Annotated in this window: 18 protein-coding genes and 4 pseudogenes; 12 read left to right on the top strand and 10 right to left on the bottom strand. The window is 41.6% G+C overall.

Annotation, left to right across the window (positions count from 1 at the left end; genetic code table 11):
- Positions 1 to 208 precede the first annotated feature (208 nt).
- Positions 209 to 1,366 carry a chromate efflux transporter gene (chrA, locus tag GQR42_RS06910; RefSeq protein ID WP_158199402.1) on the top strand — a complete coding sequence of 386 codons (1,158 nt, stop codon included), beginning with the start codon at positions 209 to 211 and terminating at the stop codon, positions 1,364 to 1,366.
- A gap of 35 nt (positions 1,367 to 1,401) precedes the next feature.
- Here chrA and hisG read toward each other — a convergent pair whose 3' ends face one another.
- Positions 1,402 to 2,052, bottom strand: coding sequence for an ATP phosphoribosyltransferase (hisG, locus tag GQR42_RS06905; protein ID WP_158199401.1), 651 nt, complete (start codon positions 2,050 to 2,052; stop codon positions 1,402 to 1,404).
- Positions 2,053 to 2,119: 67 nt separating this feature from the next.
- Positions 2,120 to 2,911 (bottom strand): HAD family hydrolase, encoded by a 792-nt coding sequence (locus tag GQR42_RS06900; RefSeq protein ID WP_158199400.1) that lies wholly within the window; start codon positions 2,909 to 2,911, stop codon positions 2,120 to 2,122.
- Here GQR42_RS06900 and GQR42_RS06895 point away from each other — a divergent pair.
- Complete coding sequence (locus tag GQR42_RS06895) at positions 2,898 to 3,176, top strand: hypothetical protein (protein ID WP_158199399.1); 279 nt, start codon at positions 2,898 to 2,900, stop codon at positions 3,174 to 3,176. The genes GQR42_RS06900 and GQR42_RS06895 overlap by 14 nt on opposite strands.
- Here the strand turns inward: GQR42_RS06895 and deoC are convergent.
- Positions 3,141 to 3,818, bottom strand: a complete 678-nt coding sequence (gene deoC, locus GQR42_RS06890; protein ID WP_158199398.1) for a deoxyribose-phosphate aldolase — start codon at positions 3,816 to 3,818, stop codon at positions 3,141 to 3,143. The genes GQR42_RS06895 and deoC overlap by 36 nt on opposite strands.
- Before the next feature lie 159 nt (positions 3,819 to 3,977).
- Between deoC and acnB the strand changes: the two genes are divergently transcribed.
- From acnB to ureC, 10 genes are all read left to right on the top strand, one after another.
- On the top strand, positions 3,978 to 6,587 hold the full coding sequence (gene acnB, locus GQR42_RS06885) for a bifunctional aconitate hydratase 2/2-methylisocitrate dehydratase (protein WP_158199397.1): 2,610 nt from the start codon (positions 3,978 to 3,980) through the stop codon (positions 6,585 to 6,587).
- Between the two features lie 65 nt (positions 6,588 to 6,652).
- A complete protein-coding gene (locus GQR42_RS06880) occupies positions 6,653 to 6,922 on the top strand; it encodes a DUF2584 family protein (protein ID WP_158199396.1) in 270 nt (89 codons plus the stop codon).
- Positions 6,923 to 6,928: 6 nt separating this feature from the next.
- Positions 6,929 to 7,759 carry a hypothetical protein gene (locus tag GQR42_RS06875; protein ID WP_158199395.1) on the top strand — a complete coding sequence of 277 codons (831 nt, stop codon included), beginning with the start codon at positions 6,929 to 6,931 and terminating at the stop codon, positions 7,757 to 7,759.
- A 72-nt stretch (positions 7,760 to 7,831) separates the two neighbouring features.
- The gene (locus GQR42_RS27505; protein ID WP_002785471.1) at positions 7,832 to 8,008 is read left to right on the top strand and encodes a hypothetical protein; all 177 of its coding nucleotides are present in this window, start codon (positions 7,832 to 7,834) and stop codon (positions 8,006 to 8,008) included.
- Positions 8,009 to 8,107: 99 nt separating this feature from the next.
- A complete protein-coding gene (locus GQR42_RS27500; protein WP_002761373.1) occupies positions 8,108 to 8,251 on the top strand; it encodes a hypothetical protein in 144 nt (47 codons plus the stop codon).
- A 70-nt stretch (positions 8,252 to 8,321) separates the two neighbouring features.
- Positions 8,322 to 9,500, top strand: coding sequence for an AAA family ATPase (locus GQR42_RS06870; protein WP_158199394.1), 1,179 nt, complete (start codon positions 8,322 to 8,324; stop codon positions 9,498 to 9,500).
- Positions 9,500 to 10,213 carry a hypothetical protein gene (locus tag GQR42_RS06865; protein WP_158199393.1) on the top strand — a complete coding sequence of 238 codons (714 nt, stop codon included), beginning with the start codon at positions 9,500 to 9,502 and terminating at the stop codon, positions 10,211 to 10,213. Before GQR42_RS06870 ends, GQR42_RS06865 begins: the two co-directional genes overlap by 1 nt.
- A gap of 28 nt (positions 10,214 to 10,241) precedes the next feature.
- Positions 10,242 to 10,364: an element excision factor XisI family protein gene (locus tag GQR42_RS06860; RefSeq protein ID WP_371731310.1), complete on the top strand. Its 123-nt coding sequence runs from the start codon at positions 10,242 to 10,244 to the stop codon at positions 10,362 to 10,364.
- A 179-nt stretch (positions 10,365 to 10,543) separates the two neighbouring features.
- Complete coding sequence (locus GQR42_RS06855; protein WP_158199392.1) at positions 10,544 to 11,440, top strand: polyphosphate kinase 2 family protein; 897 nt, start codon at positions 10,544 to 10,546, stop codon at positions 11,438 to 11,440.
- Positions 11,441 to 11,521: 81 nt separating this feature from the next.
- Entirely contained in the window at positions 11,522 to 13,231 is a 1,710-nt protein-coding gene (ureC, locus tag GQR42_RS06850) for an urease subunit alpha (RefSeq protein WP_158199391.1), read from the top strand.
- 30 nt (positions 13,232 to 13,261) lie between these two features.
- Here ureC and GQR42_RS30280 read toward each other — a convergent pair.
- From GQR42_RS30280 to GQR42_RS06820, 7 genes and pseudogenes are all read right to left on the bottom strand, one after another.
- A pseudogene (locus GQR42_RS30280) lies at positions 13,262 to 13,390 on the bottom strand (tetratricopeptide repeat protein); the annotation flags it as partial.
- Between the two features lie 208 nt (positions 13,391 to 13,598).
- Positions 13,599 to 14,504 carry a DUF4351 domain-containing protein gene (locus tag GQR42_RS06845; protein ID WP_158199390.1) on the bottom strand — a complete coding sequence of 302 codons (906 nt, stop codon included), beginning with the start codon at positions 14,502 to 14,504 and terminating at the stop codon, positions 13,599 to 13,601.
- Positions 14,501 to 15,394 (bottom strand): DUF4351 domain-containing protein, encoded by an 894-nt coding sequence (locus GQR42_RS06840; RefSeq protein ID WP_158199389.1) that lies wholly within the window; start codon positions 15,392 to 15,394, stop codon positions 14,501 to 14,503. Before GQR42_RS06840 ends, GQR42_RS06845 begins: the two co-directional genes overlap by 4 nt.
- Positions 15,391 to 15,810 (bottom strand): annotated as a pseudogene (locus tag GQR42_RS06835) (DUF4351 domain-containing protein); the annotation flags it as partial. The pseudogene GQR42_RS06835 and the gene GQR42_RS06840, both read right to left, overlap by 4 nt.
- Positions 15,811 to 15,941: 131 nt before the next feature.
- A pseudogene (locus GQR42_RS28425) lies at positions 15,942 to 16,898 on the bottom strand (CHAT domain-containing protein); the annotation flags it as partial.
- A gap of 663 nt (positions 16,899 to 17,561) precedes the next feature.
- Positions 17,562 to 19,730, bottom strand: a pseudogene (locus tag GQR42_RS28420) (tetratricopeptide repeat protein); the annotation flags it as partial.
- A 47-nt stretch (positions 19,731 to 19,777) separates the two neighbouring features.
- A complete protein-coding gene (locus GQR42_RS06820; RefSeq protein WP_158199388.1) occupies positions 19,778 to 20,866 on the bottom strand; it encodes a tetratricopeptide repeat protein in 1,089 nt (362 codons plus the stop codon).
- Between the last annotated feature and the right edge of the window lie 78 nt (positions 20,867 to 20,944).

Below are 20,944 nucleotides of genomic sequence, written 5' to 3'. Positions count from 1 at the left end.
ATTAATCAATATTATTTATAAAGTTTTCTTAATTTTTTTTGTATCAAATTTACTTGAACGGTAGTATTAAATACTTATAATTTAGTTTGTGTAAAACACTTTTGCAATTATGGGATTTTAGGATTGACGAGTTCTAGCCAAGAATTTAGCTTAAGCTTATCTTTTTGGATATAAACTTGATTCTAGAAAAACTATTGGTAATCAGAAAATGCTGACTTCATCGCCTCCCAATCTCTCGCAACTTGCCCTTTTATTTCTCAAAATCGGCATTATCGGTTTTGGTGGTCCGGCTGCCCATATCGCTTTAATGGAGGAAGAAGTGGTTAAGCGTCGCGGTTGGATGACTAAGGAAGGATTTCTCGATTTGGTGGGGGCAACTAATCTGATTCCTGGTCCTAATTCCACGGAAATGGCCATTCATATTGGTTATATTTTTGGTGGTTTAGCGGGTTTAATAATCACGGGGGTTTGTTTTATTACTCCTGCGGTGTTAATTACGGGTTTTCTAGCTTGGATTTATACTACCTACGGGACTTTACCGGATGTAGCTCCGATTTTTGCTGGGATTAAACCGGTAGTAATTGCGGTGATTTTTCAGGCACTCTGGCGCTTAGGCAAAAAGGCACTAAAAACCCGTCAATTACTGTTCATCGGATTGGGAGTTATCGGATTATTAATTTTAGGTTTAAATGAAATTATCGCTTTACTGTTAGGTGGAATTATCGGGATGTTTATCCTAAAAAAATTCGCTACTTTCCCCCTGATTGTGGCAGGAATAGGCGGTGCGACGGCGGTTGCTACTCCTAGCAACATTCCACCGACATTAACAGGATTAGGGCTATTTTTTCTCAAGGTGGGTAGTGTTTTATTTGGTAGTGGTTATGTGTTAGTTGCCTTTTTAGAAGCGGATTTAGTGCAGGGGAAAGGATGGTTAACCCGACAACAATTATTAGATGCTATTGCTATCGGTCAATTTACCCCCGGACCAGTGTTATCCACAGCCACTTTTATCGGTTATCAAATATTAGGAGTATCGGGGGCAATTGTGGCAACTCTGGCGATTTTCTTTCCTTCTTTTATCTTTGTTTTATTACTTAATCCTCTCATTCCTAAACTGAGACAATCGGCTTGGGCGGGTGCTTTTTTAGACGCAATTAATGCTAGTGCCGTGGCTTTAATGGTAGCAGTAATTTTTAATTTAGCTCTAGCTACTTGGTTACAACCCTACGGTAATTTATCTTTTAATTTATTGGCTATCATTCTATCTCTTGTCTCTGGTATTCTTTTACTACGTTTTCAGGTTAATTCTACTTGGTTAATTCTGGCTGGTGCGCTCATTGGTTGGCTCTTAAAACAATTAGGTTAGGGGGAAATACTGCCCCAAACTAACCTATATTTTTCTTAAACTTTTGCCATTGATGTAGTTGCTTCTCTGAGCTTTTCTACCCAGTTATAAATCTGATCGCGATTTAGTCTATAGCTGAGGGGATGAGCGATTAATCGAGCGCTACTAGCAAATAATTCGGCAATTTCTACTAAACCATTTTCCCGTAAAGTTCGACCGGTGGAAACTAGGTCAACTATTGCTTCTGACATCCCCGTAATCGGGCCTAATTCTACGGAACCATAGAGAGGTATAATCTCGACGGGAATATCTAAACGACGAAAATAATCCTTAGCACAATTGACAAATTTTGAGGCAACTTTACCGTGATGGGGAATGTCTAGAGGACTTTGATAGGGACTATCAGCAGGGACAGCTACCGACATCCGACAGTAACCAAATTTTAGGTCAATTAAATTAGCCACATCGGGAGATTTTTCCAATAAAATATCATAACCGGCGATGCCTAATTGTGCCTGACCGTATTCTACATAAACGGGGACATCTGTGGCTCTTACTAATAAGGCTTTCGCTTGGTTAGTGGGGTCGGTAATCTGTAATTGGCGATTTTTTGAGTCAAGAAAGTCACTAAAATCTAAGCCAATTTTCTGAAATATTTGGATACTTTCGTTTAGTAAAGCACCCTTCGGTAAGGCAATTGTTAGCATAGAGGAAATTATGAATTGGGGTGTGGGGTTTTTCAGTGAACAGTGAACAGTGAACAGTAAACAGTAATCAGTGAACTGAAAATTCGCCTCTGATAACTGAGATGGCAGTCAGTTCTCTAATGACCACATCAGCTAATTGTAAATCTTGATGGTTTTCCGGTTGCCAACTAATTGCGATCGCAGCTGCTGATTTTGCCTGTTTAGCCATTTCCCAATCGGCCCTAGTATCGCCTATCATCAGGGTTTTGTCCACGGCGGTCCCCAAAGCTTGACAGGTTTCTTGTAATAATAAGGGATCGGGTTTACTTAAACCTCGATCGCAGCCCCGAACAATTTTAATATAATTTAATAGGTCATTTTCCTTGACAAATTGCTCAACTCGTGCTGTGGTATCGGAGGAAAGAATCGCCAATTGTAAACCGGCCGCGTGCAGATAACGAATTACTTCTAAACATTGGGGATAGAGGGGATTTAAGCGGGGGGGAACCTTTTCATCGGCCGCTTGGAAGGCCGCTTTTGCGATCGCAATGGCCGTTAACCAATCCCGGCCGGTGGAAGCAATACAACCGGCAGCGACGATATGATTATCTCTGCGGCTGCCCACTGCCATTAAACCAGCAGGATTGAGACTATTTGCCCCAATACCGAAAGTTTTGGTTAATAAAGACTCTAAACCAGGGATTTGCGATTCAATGGCTTCTACCCGGGCTATAGCTCGATCATACCAGAAAGCCCGCGAATCCTCTAGCGTACCGTCCTTATCAAAAACAATCCCTTGAATATCTCTAAATTCTCGATTACCACAGCGAATTATCGGCAAATAAACCTCCTTATTTTTATCTATATTGTCAGTCATCATTTTAGCTCTCAGGAGACAGGAGACAGGAGACAGGATTCAGGATTCAGGAGACAGGAGACAGGAGACAGGAGACAGGATTCAGGAGACAGGAGATTATTTTTATTTATTCTCCCCACTACCCCACTACCCCACTACCCCACACCCCACTACCCCACACCCCACACCCTACTTCCCCACTTCCCCACACCCCACACCCTACTTTCCTATACCTTTTAAACAGGATTTAGTATTACTCCTCAAAGGCGGCTTTTTGCTGACGGACTAAATCGACACCGCGAGAAGTTCCCAGACGAGTGGCCCCGGCATGGATAAAAGCGATCGCTTGTTCTAGGGTGCGAATTCCGCCGGATGCTTTAATTCCTACCCGGCCTTTGCTAATTTCCTTGAGAAACTTCACATCGCTAACCGTTGCTCCTCCAAACCAGCCGGTACTGGTTTTTAGATAACTCACTCCTGCATCCATGCAAATTTCTGCTGCTAAACGTTTCTCGGTGTCCGTCAGTTGCGAGGTTTCCAGAATCGCTTTTACCGTCTGGCCGGTTTCCTGACAAATACTAGCAATTTCTTGGAATAATTCCTCGGATTTCCCATCTTTTAGCCAACCGAGATTAATAACCACATCTAACTCCTTAGCACCATTATCTACGGCTTCTAAAGCCTCATAACGTTTAACTGCGGAGGTAGTGGCCCCTGCGGGAAAAGCAATCACGGTAGAAACTAAAGTTTTTTTGCCGTGGAGTAACTGCACAGCTTGCTTAACGGCAGCGGGATAAACGCAGACGGTGGGAAACCGATATTGATCAGCCTGTTGACAGTAAGCCTCTAATTGTTCCCTGGTGGCGGTGGGGATGAGGAGAGAATGGTCGATATATTGTGCTAAATCTAGATCAGAATCGGTGATAGCCATTATCTACGCCTCAATATAGTCAATCGATCGCTATTTTCTCATTTTATGGAAGTCACACAGCAAAGTCATGTCTCGCTAACCTAGAAATTCCGAGACCAGCAAAAATCCAGTAACCTAGGAAGAAACCGTCACAAGTGAAGACTAGGAGAAAATAGACCTATGTTAGAAGCGTATCATCAGCACGTTGCCGACCGAGCGAAATTAGGTATCCCTCCCCTTCCCCTCAACGCTCAACAAACGGCGGAATTATGCGAAATACTCAAAAATACGCCCGAAGAACTCAGGGGAGAATTGCTGACCCTGCTGCGTGACCGTGTTCCCCCCGGAGTTGATGAAGCCGCCTACGTTAAAGCGGGATTTTTAACAGGAATTGCTAAAGGTGAAATAAAATCTAACGTTATCTCCCCCCAAGGTGCGGTTAGCTTACTGGGAACCATGGTCGGTGGTTATAACGTTCATTCTCTGATTGAACTGCTGAAATCCAGAGATATTAATATCGCCGCTGCTGCTGCCAGCGCTTTAAGTAAAACCCTGCTGGTATTCGACGCATTTAACGAGGTTTTGGAATTATCCGACACCAATCCCTATGCTAAACAGGTTATCGATGCTTGGGCCAATGGCGCTTGGTTTATCGCTAAACCGAAACTTGCTAAAGAAATTACCGTCACCGTCTTCAAAGTCCCAGGAGAAACCAATACAGATGACCTATCTCCCGCTCCCCATGCCACCACCCGGCCCGATATTCCCCTCCATGCTTTGGTAATGTTAGAAACCCGTCAACCGGGGTCTTTAGAAACCATTGCCGAATTGAAAAAATTAGGCCATCCGGTCGCCTATGTGGGGGATGTGGTTGGGACTGGTTCCAGCCGAAAATCGGCAATTAACTCGGTTCTCTGGCATATTGGCGATGATATTCCCTTTGTGCCTAATAAACGTGCTGGTGGCTATATTTTAGGCAGTAAAATCGCCCCTATCTTCTTTAATACTGCTGAGGATTCCGGCGCTTTACCGATTGAATGCGATGTTAGCCAAATGAACACGGGGGATGTGATTAAAATTTATCCCTACGAAGGCAAAATCACCAACGAAGCGGGCGCAACTATTAGCACTTTTAGCCTCAAACCCGACACAATTCTGGATGAAGTGCGGGCCGGCGGTCGTATTCCCCTATTAATCGGTCGCAGTCTCACCGATAAAACCCGTCACGCCTTGGGACTTGAATCTAGTACCCTATTTACCCGTCCCACTATGCCTAGTGACACAGGCAAAGGTTACACCCTAGCGCAAAAAATGGTCGGCAAAGCTTGCGGTTTACCCGGGGTGCGGCCGGGTACTTCCTGTGACCCGATTATGACTACGGTAGGGTCTCAGGATACCACTGGCCCGATGACCAGGGACGAGTTAAAAGAGTTAGCCTGTTTAGGTTTTAGCGCCGATTTAGTCATGCAGAGTTTCTGTCACACGGCAGCCTATCCGAAACCGGTTGATATTCAAACTCATCACCAATTACCCGACTTTTTCTCTACCCGGGGTGGGGTCGCTTTACGTCCGGGAGATGGCATTATTCACTCTTGGTTAAATCGGATGTTATTGCCGGATACGGTGGGGACTGGAGGCGATTCTCATACTCGTTTTCCTTTGGGAATTTCCTTTCCTGCGGGGTCGGGTTTAGTGGCATTTGCCGCCGCTTTGGGAGTAATGCCTTTGGATATGCCGGAATCGGTTTTAGTCCGTTTTACGGGGGAATTACAACCCGGTGTGACTCTGCGGGATATTGTTAATGCCATTCCCTACGTCGCCATGCAAGAAGGCAAATTAACCGTGGAAAAACAGAACAAAAAAAATGTTTTTAACGGTCGTATTATGGAGATGGAAGGGCTGCCGGATTTGAAATTAGAACAGGCTTTTGAGTTAACCGATGCCACGGCGGAACGTTCCTGTGCTGGTTGTACGATTAAGTTAAGTCCGGAAACAGTGGCGGAATATTTACGCTCTAATGTGGCTCTGTTAAAAAATATGGCAGCCCGGGGTTATAGTGATGCCAAAACTATCCTACGTCGGGTCGCAAAAATGGAACAATGGTTAGCTAATCCTGTGCTGATGGAGGCGGATAAGGATGCCGAATATGCGGATATTATCACCGTCAACTTAAACGAGATTAAAGAACCCATTGTCGCCGCACCCAATGACCCGGATAATATCAAGTTAATGTCGGAATGCGCTGGGGATAAAATTGATGAGGTGTTCATCGGTTCTTGTATGACTAATATTGGTCATTATCGCGCCGCTGCTAAGATATTAGAAGGAGCAGGAGTTGCTAAGGCTAAACTGTGGATTTGTCCCCCCACCCGCATGGATGAAAAACAATTGCGCGATGAGGGAATGTATGGCATTTTTGCCGCTTCTGGGGCGCGTACCGAGATGCCGGGATGTTCCCTTTGTATGGGTAATCAAGCGCGGGTTGAAGACAGAGCGACGGTATTTTCTACCTCGACTCGTAACTTCAATAATCGCATGGGAAAAGATGCGCGAGTCTATCTCGGTTCCGCCGAATTAGCGGCAGTTTGTGCGCTGCTGGGACGCATTCCCACCGTTGAGGAATACCTGGCAATTGTCACTGAGAAAATTAATCCTTTTGCTGGCGATTTATACCGCTATTTGAACTTTAATGAAATCGCTGGTTTTGAGGATGAAGGCCGGGTGATTCCTTTGGAAGATTTACCTAAGATTGAGGATATCTTAGGGATTCCTTCAGGGGTTTTGAGTTAGTGTGAGGTTTAGGGTGGGCTATAAAAAAGCTCACCCTCTGCTCAGAAAATAAAGAGGTAAAATTTATGGGGATGCCCTGTGTCGTGAATAGTATTTTAAAGTTAAAACCATCTCAAGGTTATCCAGAAAGTTTGGAATTATCTAAACAGTATCAAGGGATCAAAGAAGATTATAGAATTATTCCTGTTGATGTTCCCATTCCTTTGGTAAATGAACATTGGGTTGCCTACGCAGATGTTATCATTGAAAAATTAGTTTGGGAAAATCGTCAAACAACAGTTTTATTTAGAATTGATAGGATTTATCCAGTCCCTTTTATTGTCAAAGAAACTTGAAATTAGATGAAGGATCAACAACGAATAATTATTGCAAGAGTTATTAAGTATGAATTTGATTATTTTCTCAGAAAATTCAAGCCTTGGGAAAAACTCATATTTTTGTTATACTTAATAGTAGCGATTGTGACAGGTTTAGGGGATGCAAGTTCATTTTTTACGGGAGAGAATAGTCCTATACCCAGGGAATGGAAATTATTAAAAAGCCCTCAAATAGTTACGATTATATCTATTATTATCTTAGCAATTCCTGTTCTACTCTCTCAAACACAGACTGGACAAGATACTGTTGAACTTTTAGAAACAATTCGCTTAAACATTGTGCCAGCAATCAGTAGTTCTTTAGAAGAATTATCTGTTGATATAAAACAAAAATTTAATCTACAAGGCAATATCCGAGTATCCTTGTGGATACCAGTGAGACAAAAGTTATTTACTTGGAATCTCCAAATGGTATGTAAAACTAGCAATGTATCTGATAGGGAACTAGAGGCACTTTTTGAATTAGATGAAGGGGTAATTGGTTACACATACCTGAAGACTAAAAGAAAGTATGCGTTGGAGTTTATTGATATTTCTAATTCCCAGCAATTACCGTCTTCTTATGTCCCTCTCCAAAGAGACAATGAACTCTTAATTAATCCTCATATAAAAATTGTGTTAGCTGTAGCTGCACTGCAAAAAAGTTCTATTCTGGGACTATTAGCTGTTGATACCGATGATAGTGCAGATTTAAGCTCAATGAATGATAGAAATCTGCATAGTAGTATTTTAGACTGGATGACACAATACAATAACGTTGTTAAATTACTCTGGAGAATGAAGAATAATGTCTAGGGTATTGACTAGGTTAAGCAATTGACTCATGATAACAGTAGGAGTAAGACCTAAACCACAGAGGAAACTATTATGTCTGAGTCACTAAAACAACAGAGACAAGCACCTAGTTTAAAGTTAATTGAAATATTAGAAGATGGTAGTGCCAAAACTTTTATCTACGAAGATCCCGAAAAAAAGAACAAATCCAGCTTCATTGCTCGAATAAAGGCTAAAATACAACAAAAACTCAGACCATCAGCTAATTAGTTCTTATGTATTTACCAGATCGTTTGTACGCAAGGGGGTTATCTACCCCCTGATTTGTTTTTATAGTCATGACCGATTAGTTTGATACATTCTAGATATATGAAACTCTTATCCTGTCTAGTATTAATATTCTCAATCTTAATTGAAATCGCCGGTTTTGAGGATGAAGGCCGGGTGATTCCTTTGGAAGATTTACCTAAGATTGAGGATATCTTAGGGATTCCTTCAGGGGTTTTGAGTTAGTATGAAGTTGAGGGTGAGCTATGAAAAGCTCACCTTATTGACGATTTTTGTAACCAAGTAGATTAAAATTATGAAATTAGACCAATTTGAATATATTTATAATCGAGGCGAACCTAATGAATGGCGAATTGATGGATGTCAGCTAGGCAATATCAATTTAATTGTTGGTAAAAATGCTACTGGAAAATCAAGGATTGTACGAGTAATCTACCTTTTATCAGAACTACTATGCGATGGTGGTAAGCTCGGTAATCGACCGAGAAAATATGAATGGCATCTGTTGTTCGATAAAGACTCCGAGCATCAAACAGGATATTTTCTAACGATAAAAAATGGATATATTACTCAAGAAAAGTTAGAAATAGGAAAAAAAATTTTTTTACAAAGAGATAAAACAGGAGAAGGGACAATTTATGCAAAAGAACTAAATAAAGATATTCGCTTTCAAACTCCTACCACAGAATTAGCAGTAGTGAAACGTAGAGATACTATCCAGCATCCTTTTCTAGAATCTATCTATCAATGGGCAAGCTCGCTTCGATTTTATGAATTTGGCACGCAATTGGGCAAAGACACTATCGCTCGTATTCCCAAGAAAACAAAATTAGACAGAAGTAATATAGATTTAAAAAATTATGAATCGGTTATTACTGTATTTATGCTTGGAAAGCGAGAAATAGGAAAGAAATTTATAGATAAAATCATAGAAGATATGAAAAAAATTAATTACTATATTGAGACAATAGGAACACAAATTCCATCCTCTATTGATTTTGTCGAACTTGATAATCAAGATACTTTAAGCCATTTTTTGTGTATTAAGGAGAAAGGACTAAGAGCTATTACAGAACAATCAGAAATGTCCCAGGGAATGTTTAGAGTTTTATCACTTCTAATTCAGATTAATTATTCTCTCTTATCAAGCAAACCTAGTTGTATACTTATTGATGATATCGGGGAGGGTTTGGATTTTCAACGATCTTCAGCTATAATTAAACTTTTAATTGAGAAGGCGAAAACAGGCTTAGTGCAACTTATCATGACCACTAACGATGAGAATATCATGAATGGTGTTCCTCTTGAGTATTGGTCAGTTATCGAACGACAACCGGGAGTCGCTAAATTGCATAACTATGCTAATTCTCCCGAACAATTTGAACAGTTTAAACATATTGGACTGAATAACTTTGATTTTTTTGCTAGTGAATACTACTTGCAGGAACCTAATTCAGAGGAAGTGATAGATTGATGTTACAGAAAAAACTAGCGATTTTTGTGGAAGGACAGACCGAAAGGATATTGATAACCAGGTTACTTCAAGAAATTGCAGGATACAAAAAAGTTTCTGTGGAAGTTTATCAAGTGCGGGGAGATAAAGCTAATCGCAAAATTCAACCGCTAAAATCAAATCTCATCGAAGTTGCTCCTTTTTTTATTCTTTTGTACGATTGCGGATGTGATTCTCATGTACTTTCCGATATAAAAAAACAACATAATAGTTTAACTAATAATGGTTATGAAAAAATTTTGGGTTTACGGGATCTATATCCCGAACCTCTAGAAAATAGAACTAAGGTAGAAAATGGCATTAAGGGATTTTTAAAAACTTTACTTCAGAACAAGGGAATTCCCATTTCGATAATTTTAGTGATTATGGAAATCGAAGCTTGGTTTTTAGGTGAATACAGTTTTTTAACTAAAATAGATAGTTGTTTAACATCAAATTTTATTCTACACAACTTAGGTTTCGATCTAAATGCCCTAGATGTAGAACAAATACCACATCCTAGTCAAGTGTTGGACAGTATTTATCAATTAATACAACGAAGCTATGATAAAAGCGAAAGGACTGTGGAAGAAATAGCTAGTCTCCTAAATTATGAGTTTATGTATTTGCATCTAGTTGAAAAGATCAAACAACTCAAGCAGCTTATTGATGCAATCAACCTTTTTTTACAGTAAAAATACATTTAAATGTCTTTAGCTATTTATGAATTGGACAGAAGCAGGTATCGCCACGGAATTAATGCGCTTAGGAATTCCCAGCAGTGAGATAGTTTTAGCTTTTCAACCTCCCGAAGTGCGACAGTTTACCGAATTTGCGATCGCCTAAAAAATTATCAATTGTTTTCTCGTCAGATGAGGAGTCGCTAAAATCGATTATTTAAATATACTTGTTTCTAGGTCATTTCTGCCACTTCATCCTTGACTCGCCGGTTCAAGGGTTAGATATTTTCCGAGCAAAAGTGCTACAATGTAATCTTAGGGGTCAAAACAATCAAGGAGAAGAGCATGGTCAGCAAAATTGATCGCCAAGCATTTTTACAATCCTTAATCGTGCCACCGGGTAAAGAAATTTCTCTGCACAAAGACTACGATCCCGGGTTTAAGCCAGACTACATTACCAAAGAAGATGCCACGCTGCTGCTGCAACAGGGGATCGAAAAAATGGCCGAGTTTCAAGATAAACTTTATGCCCAGGATACCTATGCTCTGTTAATTAATCTGCAAGCCATGGATGCGGCGGGTAAAGATGGTACGATTAGGCACGTTATGTCGGGTTTAAATCCCCAAGGCTGTCAGGTATTTAGCTTTAAAGTTCCCTCGGCCGAAGAACTAGATCACGATTATCTCTGGCGATATTATAAAGCTTTACCGGAGCGGGGTCGTATCGGTATTTTTAATCGTTCCTACTACGAAGAATTATTAGTCGTGCGCGTCCATCAAGATTTATTGGAACGGCAAAAACTCCCCCTGGAAGACAGAACTAAGAAAGTTTGGCAGCGGCGTTTTGAAGAGATTAATAATTTTGAAAAATATCTGGTTAATAATGGGGTTATTGTCCTGAAATTCTTTCTCAATGTTTCTAAAGGAGAACAGAAAAAACGATTTTTAGAAAGAATTGATCGCCCCGAAAAAAACTGGAAGTTTTCCGAAAATGATGTCAAAGAAAGAGCTTTTTGGGATGATTACATGAAAGCCTACGAGGAGGTATTCAATCATACCAGTACCGAATGGGCTCCTTGGTATATTATCCCGGCTGATCGCAAATGGTTTACCCGTTTAGCTGTGGGGGCGGTTATTTATCACACCCTAGAATCCCTTGGTTTAAAATATCCCACCGTCACCGAAGAACATCGCCAAGCTTTACTGAAAGCCAAAGAAATCCTCGAAAACGAGCCGGATTAAAAATGGAAGAAAATCCCCAAAAAGCGATAATTGCCGGAAAATCGATCGTATAATCAATCTCGATTTTCAAGAATTCCCCCTATGAATTATCGCATCGATCGCCGCACCTATGCTGAAACCTACGGCCCCACCGTCGGAGATAAAGTTCGCCTAGCAGACACGGAATTATTTATCGAAGTCGAAAAAGATTTCACCACCTACGGCGATGAGGTAAAATTCGGCGGCGGTAAAGTAATTCGCGATGGTATGGGCCAATCCCCCATTTCTAGGGAAGATGGGGCGGTGGATTTGGTGATTACTAATGCCCTAATTCTCGACTGGTGGGGCATCGTTAAAGCCGATGTGGGCATTAAAGACGGCAAAATTTATCAAATCGGTAAAGCGGGCAATCCCCACATTCAAGATAATGTCGATATTATTATCGGTCCTGCCACCGAGGCATTAGCCGGGGAGGGGATGATTTTGACAGCAGGGGGGATTGATGCCCATATTCATTTTATCTGTCCCCAACAAATTGAGACCGCGATTGCGTCGGGGATTACCACGATGATTGGTGGCGGGACCGGGCCGGCGACGGGAACTAATGCCACCACCTGCACCCCGGGAGAATGGAACATCTATCGAATGCTAGAGGCCGCCGAAGCTTTCCCGATGAATTTAGGTTTTTTGGGCAAAGGCAATAGCAGTCAGCCGGAAGGACTAGCGGAACAGGTAAAAGCGGGGGTAATTGGCTTAAAACTCCATGAAGATTGGGGAACCACTCCGGCAGCCATTGATACCTGTTTAAGCGTGGCCGATAAGTACGATGTGCAGGTGGCGATTCATACCGATACTCTCAATGAAGCCGGTTTTGTCGAGGCCACTATCGCCGCTTTTAAAAATCGCGTCATTCACACCTACCACACGGAAGGGGCCGGCGGTGGTCATGCTCCCGATATTATCAGGGTTTGCGGGGAAATGAACGTTTTACCCTCCTCTACCAATCCCACCCGTCCCTATACGACGAATACCTTAGAGGAACACCTTGATATGTTGATGGTTTGTCATCATCTAGACCGGAGTATTCCCGAAGATGTGGCCTTTGCTGAATCCCGCATCCGCCGAGAGACTATTGCCGCCGAGGATATTCTCCACGATTTAGGGGCTTTTAGTATAATTTCCTCCGATTCTCAAGCTATGGGACGGGTGGGAGAAGTAATTATCCGCACTTGGCAAACTGCCCACAAAATGCGGGTACAACGGGGCAGACTGACCGGGGAAACGGGAGAGAATGATAATCTGCGGGCAAGACGATATATTGCTAAATATACGATTAATCCTGCTATTACCCATGGTGTCTCCGATTATGTCGGTTCCATCGAGGTGGGCAAATTAGCCGATTTAGTTCTCTGGAAACCGGCATTTTTTGGCGTAAAACCGGAAATTGTCCTGAAAGGCGGTTTAATCGCCTGGGCGCAAATGGGCGATGCTAATGCCAGTATTCCCACACCCCAACCGGTTTATATGCGTCCCATGTTTGCCTCTTTTGGTGGTGCGATCGCAAAAACTTCCTTGACATTTGTTTCTAAATATGCTATGAAAGCGGGCATTCCTGAGAAGTTAAAGCTGAAAAAAACCGCCGTGGCAGTGTCGAACACGCGCAATATCAGTAAGGCTAGTATGAAGCTGAATGACGCTTTACCGCGCATAGAAGTTAATCCCGAAACCTACGAAGTGCGCGCTGACGGGGAATTATTAATCTGTGAACCGGCTACGGTTTTACCCATGGCCCAACGCTATTTCCTATTTTGAATTCTGGTTTTTTTAAAACCTTATTTTTGGAGCTTTGTGGGAGTCAGGGGAGAGACGATAAGCTATTCCCAACCCCGCTTGTATCTCCGCTTGTACTGACAAATTCTCGGTATTTGTTGCCAGTTTTAACGCCTTTTCATCAGGTTTTTTTGCCAACTGATACTAAATCCGTTTATTAAAAACTGATTATTTATTCACCCTTTTGCATGAGTGCCTCTTGCATGAGTGCCTGTCCTCATAACCTCATAAGTAGCCTATACTCAACGGATTTAGTATGAGGTGACTTCTTTGCTGACAACTACTGTACCGTAGGGAGAAAGAAGGGTTTCTAAGAAGTCTTTGCTAAATTTATCCCAAATAAAGCGAGTCACGGATGCAACCAGTTACCTAAATCTGCCAGATTGTCAAAGTCTAATAAAGCGAGTCCTAAGTCTTCTAACCGCTCCACAGGAAGGTTACGGATGATTTCCTCAAGATTATGAGGTATTTCGCCGAAACGTCGTTGAAGTTGACGGAGGAGCAAATCCGCTTCTCCCTGTTGTCTTCCTTGTTGAATACCTTGCTGAACCCCCTCTTGAACCGCTTGTTCTCTATCCTGTTGGTAAAGTGGAGCTAAACGCATAATAAACTGCCTATCCTCCTGTGTTTTTTTCGATAACGCTTCTAGATTTCTACTCAGATTATACAATAAGTTTAAAGAAGCCGATTTTAGAGGAGCATTCGGGGATAATCTCTCTAATTCGTCAATTGCTCTCTCTCTTGTTCCTCCTCTACCTAATAATCTTAACCATAATGTCTCTGAGGTTTCGGGTAATTGATGAATCACTATTATCGCTGTACCTAACCCTTGCGGGAGAAAATAAACCCCCTCTCCCCAATTGGGTTGTAATTGAGCCGTAAACAGGGATAAAATGCGCTCACTAGCTGTAGGAGTGAGAATCCACAACTTAGGTATCTCCTCCTCTGATATTCTCTGTTTATTTCTCTTTGCTTCTCTTTGAAAGATTTCACGAATAGCAAAGCGCTTGGATAGACAATCATTGATACCGTCAAGGGTAATCCCATGGCGATAGGGTTCCAATAAACAGGGATTTTGGCATAATTTGCCTAATAATCCTAGCTGAGGGGGAATTTTAGCGGTATTAGGATTAAAATACACATCAATTTCTTTAATTTCTGAGGTGACTTCTTTGCTGACAACTACTGTACCGTAGGGAGAAAGAAGGGTTTCTAGGAAGTCTTTGCTAAATTTATCCCAAATAAAGCGAGTCACGGGTGCAACCAGTTGTCTAAATCCGTCAAAGTGTCAAAGTCTAATAAAGCGAGTCCTAAGTCTTCTAATCGCTCCACAGGAAGGTTACGGATGGTTTCTTCTAGATTCTGCGGTATTTCACCGAAACGTCGTTGAATAAGGCGAATGAGCAAATCCGCTTCTCCCTGTTGTCTTCCTTGCTGTACCCCCTCTTGAACCGCTTGTTCTCTATCCTGTTGGTAAAGTGGAGCTAAACGCATAATAAACTGCCTATCCTCCTGTGTTTTTTTCGATAACGCTTCTAAATTTCTACTCAAATTATACAATAAGTTTAAGGAAGCCGATTTTAGGGGATTATTCGGTGATAATCTCTCTAATTCATCGATAGCTCTCTCTCTTGTTCCTCCTCTACCCAATAATCTTAGCCATAATGTCTCTGAGGTTTCGGGTAATTGATGAATCACTATTATCGCTGTACCTAAACCTTCTGGGAGAAAATAAACCCCTTTTGGCCAATTGGGTTGTAATTGAGCCGTAAACAGGGATAAAATGCGCTCACTAGCTGTGGGAGTGAGAATCCATAACTTAGGTATCTCCTCCTCTGATATTCTCTGTTTATTTCTCTTTGCTTCTCTTTGAAAGATTTCACGGATAGCAAAGCGCTTGGACAGACAATCATTAAGACTATCAAGGGTGATAGGATTGCGATAGGGTTCCAATAAACAGGGAGTTTGGCATAATCTGCCTAATAATCCTAGCTGAGGGGGAATTTCCGCGGTATTAGGACTAAAATACACATCAATTTCTTTAATTTCTGAGGTGACTTCTTTGCTGACAACTACTGTACCGTAGGGAGAAAGAAGGGTTTCTAAGAAGTCTTTGCTAAATTTATCCCAAATAAAGCGAGTCACGGATGCAACCAGTTATCTAAATCCGTCAAAGTGTCAAAGTCTAATAAAGCGAGTCCTAAGTCTTCTAATCGCTCCACAGGAAGGTTACGGATGGTTTCTTCTAGATTCTGGGGTATTTCACCGAAACGTCGTTGAAGAAGTCTAATAACAAGATTGGCTTCCTGAATTCTACCCTGTTCAAGACCTTGTTGAATACCTTGCTGAACCCCCTCTTGAACCGCTTGTTCTCTATCCTGTTGGTAAAGTGGAGCTAAACGCATAATAAACTGCCTATCCTCCTGTGTTTTTTTCGATAACGCTTCTAGATTTCTACTCAGATTATACAATAAGTTTAAAGAAGCCGATTTTAGAGGAGCATTCGGGGATAATCTCTCTAATTCGTCAATTGCTCTCTCTCTTGTTCCTCCTCTACCTAACCTGAGTTCGGGATAAGCTAAAACCCTGATGCTACCGTAGTCTGAAACTCCTATTCTTTCGTGGAAGCTATGGCTAGTAATTGTTTGTGATACCAATAATCTTACCACTAAGTTTAACTCCTAACCCTTCATCAGTCAAATTTCATCGAAGTTGCATCACCAGAAGGAATAAAACTGGCCCAATAAAAAGGATGTTTTTGCTTTTCACCCTTGAGCATTCCTAATTGAATTTGTCGTAAAGCTTCACTGCGTCTTTCACCTTTTTGTAAGCGTCCATAATAGGCGACCATTAAATCTTTAGTTGCATCATCAGAGACTTTCCAAAGGCTAATTAATTGGCTTTCACTACCTGCAATAACTAAAGCGCGGCGCAATCCATAAACTCCCTGGCCGATATTAATATCTCCTTTCCCCGTATCGCAAGCGGAAAGAACAACTAATTTGGTTCCGACTAAGTTTAAATTGGTAGTTTCTCAAGCAGTTAAAACACCATCATCTCCTGCACTTTGACCGATTTTTACTCCGGCTAAAACTAACCCAGAACGCAATAAAGGATTCTCAATCACATTGCGTTCACCCTGTAGGGGCGAATTGCGTTCGCCCGGATTGCGTTCACTCAAATTGCGTTCCGGTTTAAAAAAACCATGAGTGGCGATGTGGAGAATATTCGGTTTTTTCGCTTGTTTGACGGCGTTTTCTGTGGCTTGAGAACCAGTTAAAACAGTGGCTTGAGGTAAGATATTTTTAATCGCTTTAGCTTCTTGTTCTGTACCCGGAAGACCAGAAAAAGTAAACTCAGACAGGTCGATGGAACGAGTGAGAGCGACTTTTTCCCCTGCTTTACCGTAGAAAGGATCAGCTACAATGAGGGGAGATTGTTGACTGGCAAATTTATCTTTTAGACGCAGTAAATCTCGTCCAGAAGTGAGATAGGTAATATGATAATTTTCCACTAAGTATTGATTATTTTCATCCACTAATGCTTCAAAGGGAATTAAATTAAGTCCAGCATCAGGAGAAAGCAGAATTGTTTTAGTATCGCCTAATAATTGACGGATAGGCTGCATCAATGTCTCATCAAGTTGACGCGCTGATTTTTGCAGTTGGGGGAGACGAGTTTCTGCGTCTGCAAGATTGTCACGGAAGTAAATTAATTTGTCGTCAATCGGTTTAGCCTCCCCTAAATCCTTGGCTTTGATGTCACCATTGGGATAGAGAATATAAACAGCATAACGAGGATTGCCAAAGCGTTGATTTTCAGGTGCTTTAGGATTAAAAGGTTGATAGCGGACTATTTCAACTAAAGCAGCATCAGCAGGAATTAACTTTTGAATGCCTTCGAGGGTAATGGGTTGGGATAGGCTACGAAATTCGGCACTACGACGACCGATTTTATCTTCTATTTCTTTTGCTTTTGCGGTAACTTCGTCAAGTTGTTGACGGTAAATTTCTGGTGAGGGAAAATCTTCAGGCTTTTTAAAAGTCAGGTTAGATACTTGCGTCCGAACTTCAATCAGTTGAGTTAATAATTGTTGACTTTCGAGGTCATCAGTACGTTGTCGGAGAATTTGTAAGCTATTGGTTGAAACATCTAAAATTCGTCCTTTACGTTCTAAGATGGTTTTCAAGGCGAGACGGGTTGCTTGTGGGTTATTGGGTACAGCTTGAAGATTGAGGGAAATCACCCCATTAGTCGTCCCTAAAACCTTTGCCATATAATCTTGTTTTTGCTTGTCATCCCCCATTTTTAGATTTTCTGAGAGGTTGTCTTCTTCTACTGCAAGTCCTTGGCTGAGATAATTAATTGCTTGAGGAATATCATCTTGAGACCAGTAAAGTCCTGCCAAATTGTTGAGACTGATGGCGGTATCGGGATGGTTGTCTCCTAATTGTTGTTTCCTGATAGCTAAGGCTTCTTTGTAGAGGGGTTCAGCTTCACTGTATCTTCCTTGAACTGTGTAAAGTCCTGCCAAATTGTTGAGACTGATGGCGGTATCGGGATGGTTGTCTCCTAATTGTTGTTTCCTGATAGCTAAAGCCTGTTTGTAGAGGGGTTCGGCTTCGCTATATCTTCCTTGAGAATCGTAAAGTGATGCCAAATTATCGAGACTGGAAGCGGTTAGGGGATGGTTGTCTCCTAATTGTTTTTTGAAGATAGCTAAAGCTTGTTGGTAGAGGGGTTCGGCTTTGCTATATCTTCCTTGAGACTGGTAAAGTAATGCCAAATTGTTGAGACTAGCAGCGGTATCGGGATGGTTGTCTCCTAATTGTTGTTTCCTGATAGCTAAGGACCTGTTGTAGAGGAGTTCGGCTTCGCTATATCTTCCTTGAGAATCGTAAAGTGATGCCAAATTATCGAGACTGGAAGCGGTTAGGGGATGGTTGTCTCCTAATTGTTGTTTAATGATAGTCAAGGCTTGTTTGTAAAGGGGTTCGGCTTCGCTATATCTTGCTTGAACCCCATAAAGTAATGCCAAATTGTTGAGACTGATAGCGGTATCAGAATGGTTGTCTCCTAATTGTTGTTTCCTGATAGCTAAGGCTTGTTTTAAAAGGGGTTCGGCTTCGCTGTATCTTCCTTGAGACTGGTAAATTAATGCCAAATTGTTGAGAATGGTGGCTGTGGCGGGATGGTCGTCTCCTAATTGTTGTTTAATGATAGTCAAGGCTTGTGTGTAGAGGGGTTCGGCTTCGCTGTATTTTCCTTGAACTCCATAAAGTTCTGCCAAATTGTTGAGACTGGTGGCGGTATCGGGATGGTTGTCTCCTAATTGTTGTTTAATGATAGCTAAGGACCTGTTGTAGAGGGGTTCAGCTTCGCTGTATCTTCCTTGAACTCTATAAAGTCCTGCTAAATTGTTGAGAATGGTGGCAGTTAGGAGATGGTTGTCTCCTAATTGTTTTTTGATGATAGTCAAGGTTTGTTTGTAGAGGAGTTCAGCTTCGCTATGTCTTCCTTGAACTCTGTAAAGTTCTGCCAAATTGTTGAGACTTTGTGCAGTTAGGGGATGGTTGTCTCCTAATTGTTGTTTCCTGATAGCTAAGGCTTCTTTGTAGAGGGGTTCAGCTTCACTGTATCTTCCTTGAGACTTGTAAAGTCCTGCCAAATTGTTGAGACTGATGGCGGTGGCGGGATGGTTGTCTCCTAATTGTTGTTTAATGATAGTCAAGGCTTGTTTGTAGAGGGGTTCGGCTTCGCTGTATCTTCCTTGAACTCTGTAAAGTTCTGCCAAATTGTTGAGACTAATGGCGGTATCGGGATGGTTGTCTCCTAATTGTTGTTTGCTGATAGCTAAGGCTTCTTTGTAGAGGGGTTCGGCTTCGCTGTATCTTCCCTGAGAATAGTAAAGTAATGCCAAATTATTGAGACTTTGTGCAGTTAGGGGATGGTTGTCTCCTAATTGTTGTTTGATGATAGCTAAAGCTTGTTGTGCTAGGGGAATCGCCTCGTTATATTTCCCCTGCTGATACAATTGAATAACTTGCTGAGTTAGCTTCTCTGCTTCTGCTAAAGTAATATCATTTTCTGTTGCTTCCCGCCAACTCAAGACGTAACTACCGGATTCTTTTGCTTTAGCTGAATTGACAATAAGGGTGTAAGTTCCCGTTACAGGTAGAGTCAAGACAATTCTGGCATTATTCTCATCTCCCCCATTATCATTCTCGGCAATCTTGTTATTATTGGGGTCAAGCAAAATCAGATAAGCATCAAAATCTTTGCTAGTCAAATCAATAATTAACGGTTCTCCTGCTTTTCCTGGAAAAGTATGGACATTGAAATAACTACCATCTTTCAGGGTTTGGCTATTGCTGTCTAACTTTCCTTCAATTGAGGAACTATTAGCTACACTAGACTCTGATTGCTGTGCTAAAGTTCTTTGTCCCACCGTTGGGGTTAAGATGACTCCCGATAATCCCATCACTCCCGCAACCGCAGCCGCCATCATCCATAATTTAACTTTCATCCTTACTCCCTCCTTAAAATGTCATTAATTGTTTCATCTAATTTCTGAACCTGGGAAGTATCCCCCAACTGATTATAAGTCCCCTTCGCCTTAGTTAACCACTGTATCGCCTCATCTGTATTCCCCAAGAGACGATAAGCTATTCCTAACCCCGCTTGTATCTCCGCTTGCACTGACAAATTCTCGGTATTTGTTGCCAGTTTTAACGCTTTTTCATAAGGTTTTTTTGCCAACTGAGGTAAACCAATCTTAAGGTAAGTATCACCCAATAGTTGATAAACCGTAGCAACCTGACTACCTTGCTTAACCAATCCTTCCAATACCTCAACCGTATCCCCATACAACCCATAACCTCGATAAAGATGCGCTAAAACTAACCCTGCTTCCTCTGGTGATAATTGCTGCTGTTGAACAGTTTTAACAGCATCTAAAACCGTTGTTTTCGTCTGTTCATCTAATATTGTAAACCCGACTTTTTCATCATCACTTCTAGAAGACGCACCATTATCAGCTTCTATGGTTACTCGATATCGCTCTCCTGCTTCCAGAGGAGGTTCACCAGGATAGACTATTTCAGTTTTGTTTGTCTGCGTTTCCCAATTAACCCCATCTATTTTGACAGTATAATTAGTTGCACCCAGAACAGCATTCCACCGCAGGGGAGGACGATTGGTAAGAATATTCGTTTGACGAGGAGTAATTAGATAAGGTAATTTTGCTAAAGCTTTCTCTGTTTTTCCCGTTGGACGGAGGGTTGTATTATTACTATTGGGAAGTGGAATCACAGGATTTCCCCGAGGACAGCCACTAGAAACAATATACCTTCCAGGTTTAACCGTCCACTTCTTGAGATTACTACAATAAACCTTAACCGAAGCGTTAGCTGCTACTTCTAACTTATCCTCAAAACTGAGGGTAAGTCCGACAGAAGCAGGAAGCGGTTTTTTCCATTGTGGTTTCTTGACAGTAACTTTCCCTTTTACCTCAAAAATCGTGTTAACTCCAACAGTGTTACTGAAAGTCGCCACCGGAAATCCTACCGTAATTAATATCAGGGAAATGGGGGTAAAGAGTTTGAGAAATTTATTCATAACTAGAATCAATTGAGGTTTGGCTTTAATTTTTTCAAACATTTCAGAAAACGGGTTTTTTGAAAAAACCCGTTTTCT

This window comes from Microcystis aeruginosa FD4 (assembly GCF_009792235.1).
GTDB classification, from domain to species: Bacteria; Cyanobacteriota; Cyanobacteriia; order Cyanobacteriales; family Microcystaceae; genus Microcystis; species Microcystis viridis.
Note: the sequence above shows the minus strand (reverse complement) of the source record. Positions and strands in the feature narration are given on the sequence as shown.

What these genes read in the sequence shown, in the direction of transcription:
- chrA (WP_158199402.1), top strand. Translation starts at nt 209, where the DNA reads ATGCTGACTTCATCGCCTCCCAATCTCTCGCAACTTGCCCTTTTATTT.
- hisG (WP_158199401.1), bottom strand. Translation starts at nt 2,052, where the DNA reads ATGCTAACAATTGCCTTACCGAAGGGTGCTTTACTAAACGAAAGTATC.
- GQR42_RS06900 (WP_158199400.1), bottom strand. Translation starts at nt 2,911, where the DNA reads ATGATGACTGACAATATAGATAAAAATAAGGAGGTTTATTTGCCGATA.
- deoC (WP_158199398.1), bottom strand. Translation starts at nt 3,818, where the DNA reads ATGGCTATCACCGATTCTGATCTAGATTTAGCACAATATATCGACCAT.
- acnB (WP_158199397.1), top strand. Translation starts at nt 3,978, where the DNA reads ATGTTAGAAGCGTATCATCAGCACGTTGCCGACCGAGCGAAATTAGGT.
- GQR42_RS06880 (WP_158199396.1), top strand. Translation starts at nt 6,653, where the DNA reads ATGGGGATGCCCTGTGTCGTGAATAGTATTTTAAAGTTAAAACCATCT.
- GQR42_RS06875 (WP_158199395.1), top strand. Translation starts at nt 6,929, where the DNA reads ATGAAGGATCAACAACGAATAATTATTGCAAGAGTTATTAAGTATGAA.
- GQR42_RS27505 (WP_002785471.1), top strand. Translation starts at nt 7,832, where the DNA reads ATGTCTGAGTCACTAAAACAACAGAGACAAGCACCTAGTTTAAAGTTA.
- GQR42_RS27500 (WP_002761373.1), top strand. Translation starts at nt 8,108, where the DNA reads ATGAAACTCTTATCCTGTCTAGTATTAATATTCTCAATCTTAATTGAA.
- GQR42_RS06870 (WP_158199394.1), top strand. Translation starts at nt 8,322, where the DNA reads ATGAAATTAGACCAATTTGAATATATTTATAATCGAGGCGAACCTAAT.
- GQR42_RS06865 (WP_158199393.1), top strand. Translation starts at nt 9,500, where the DNA reads ATGTTACAGAAAAAACTAGCGATTTTTGTGGAAGGACAGACCGAAAGG.
- GQR42_RS06860 (WP_371731310.1), top strand. Translation starts at nt 10,242, where the DNA reads ATGAATTGGACAGAAGCAGGTATCGCCACGGAATTAATGCGCTTAGGA.
- GQR42_RS06855 (WP_158199392.1), top strand. Translation starts at nt 10,544, where the DNA reads ATGGTCAGCAAAATTGATCGCCAAGCATTTTTACAATCCTTAATCGTG.
- ureC (WP_158199391.1), top strand. Translation starts at nt 11,522, where the DNA reads ATGAATTATCGCATCGATCGCCGCACCTATGCTGAAACCTACGGCCCC.
- GQR42_RS06820 (WP_158199388.1), bottom strand. Translation starts at nt 20,866, where the DNA reads ATGAATAAATTTCTCAAACTCTTTACCCCCATTTCCCTGATATTAATT.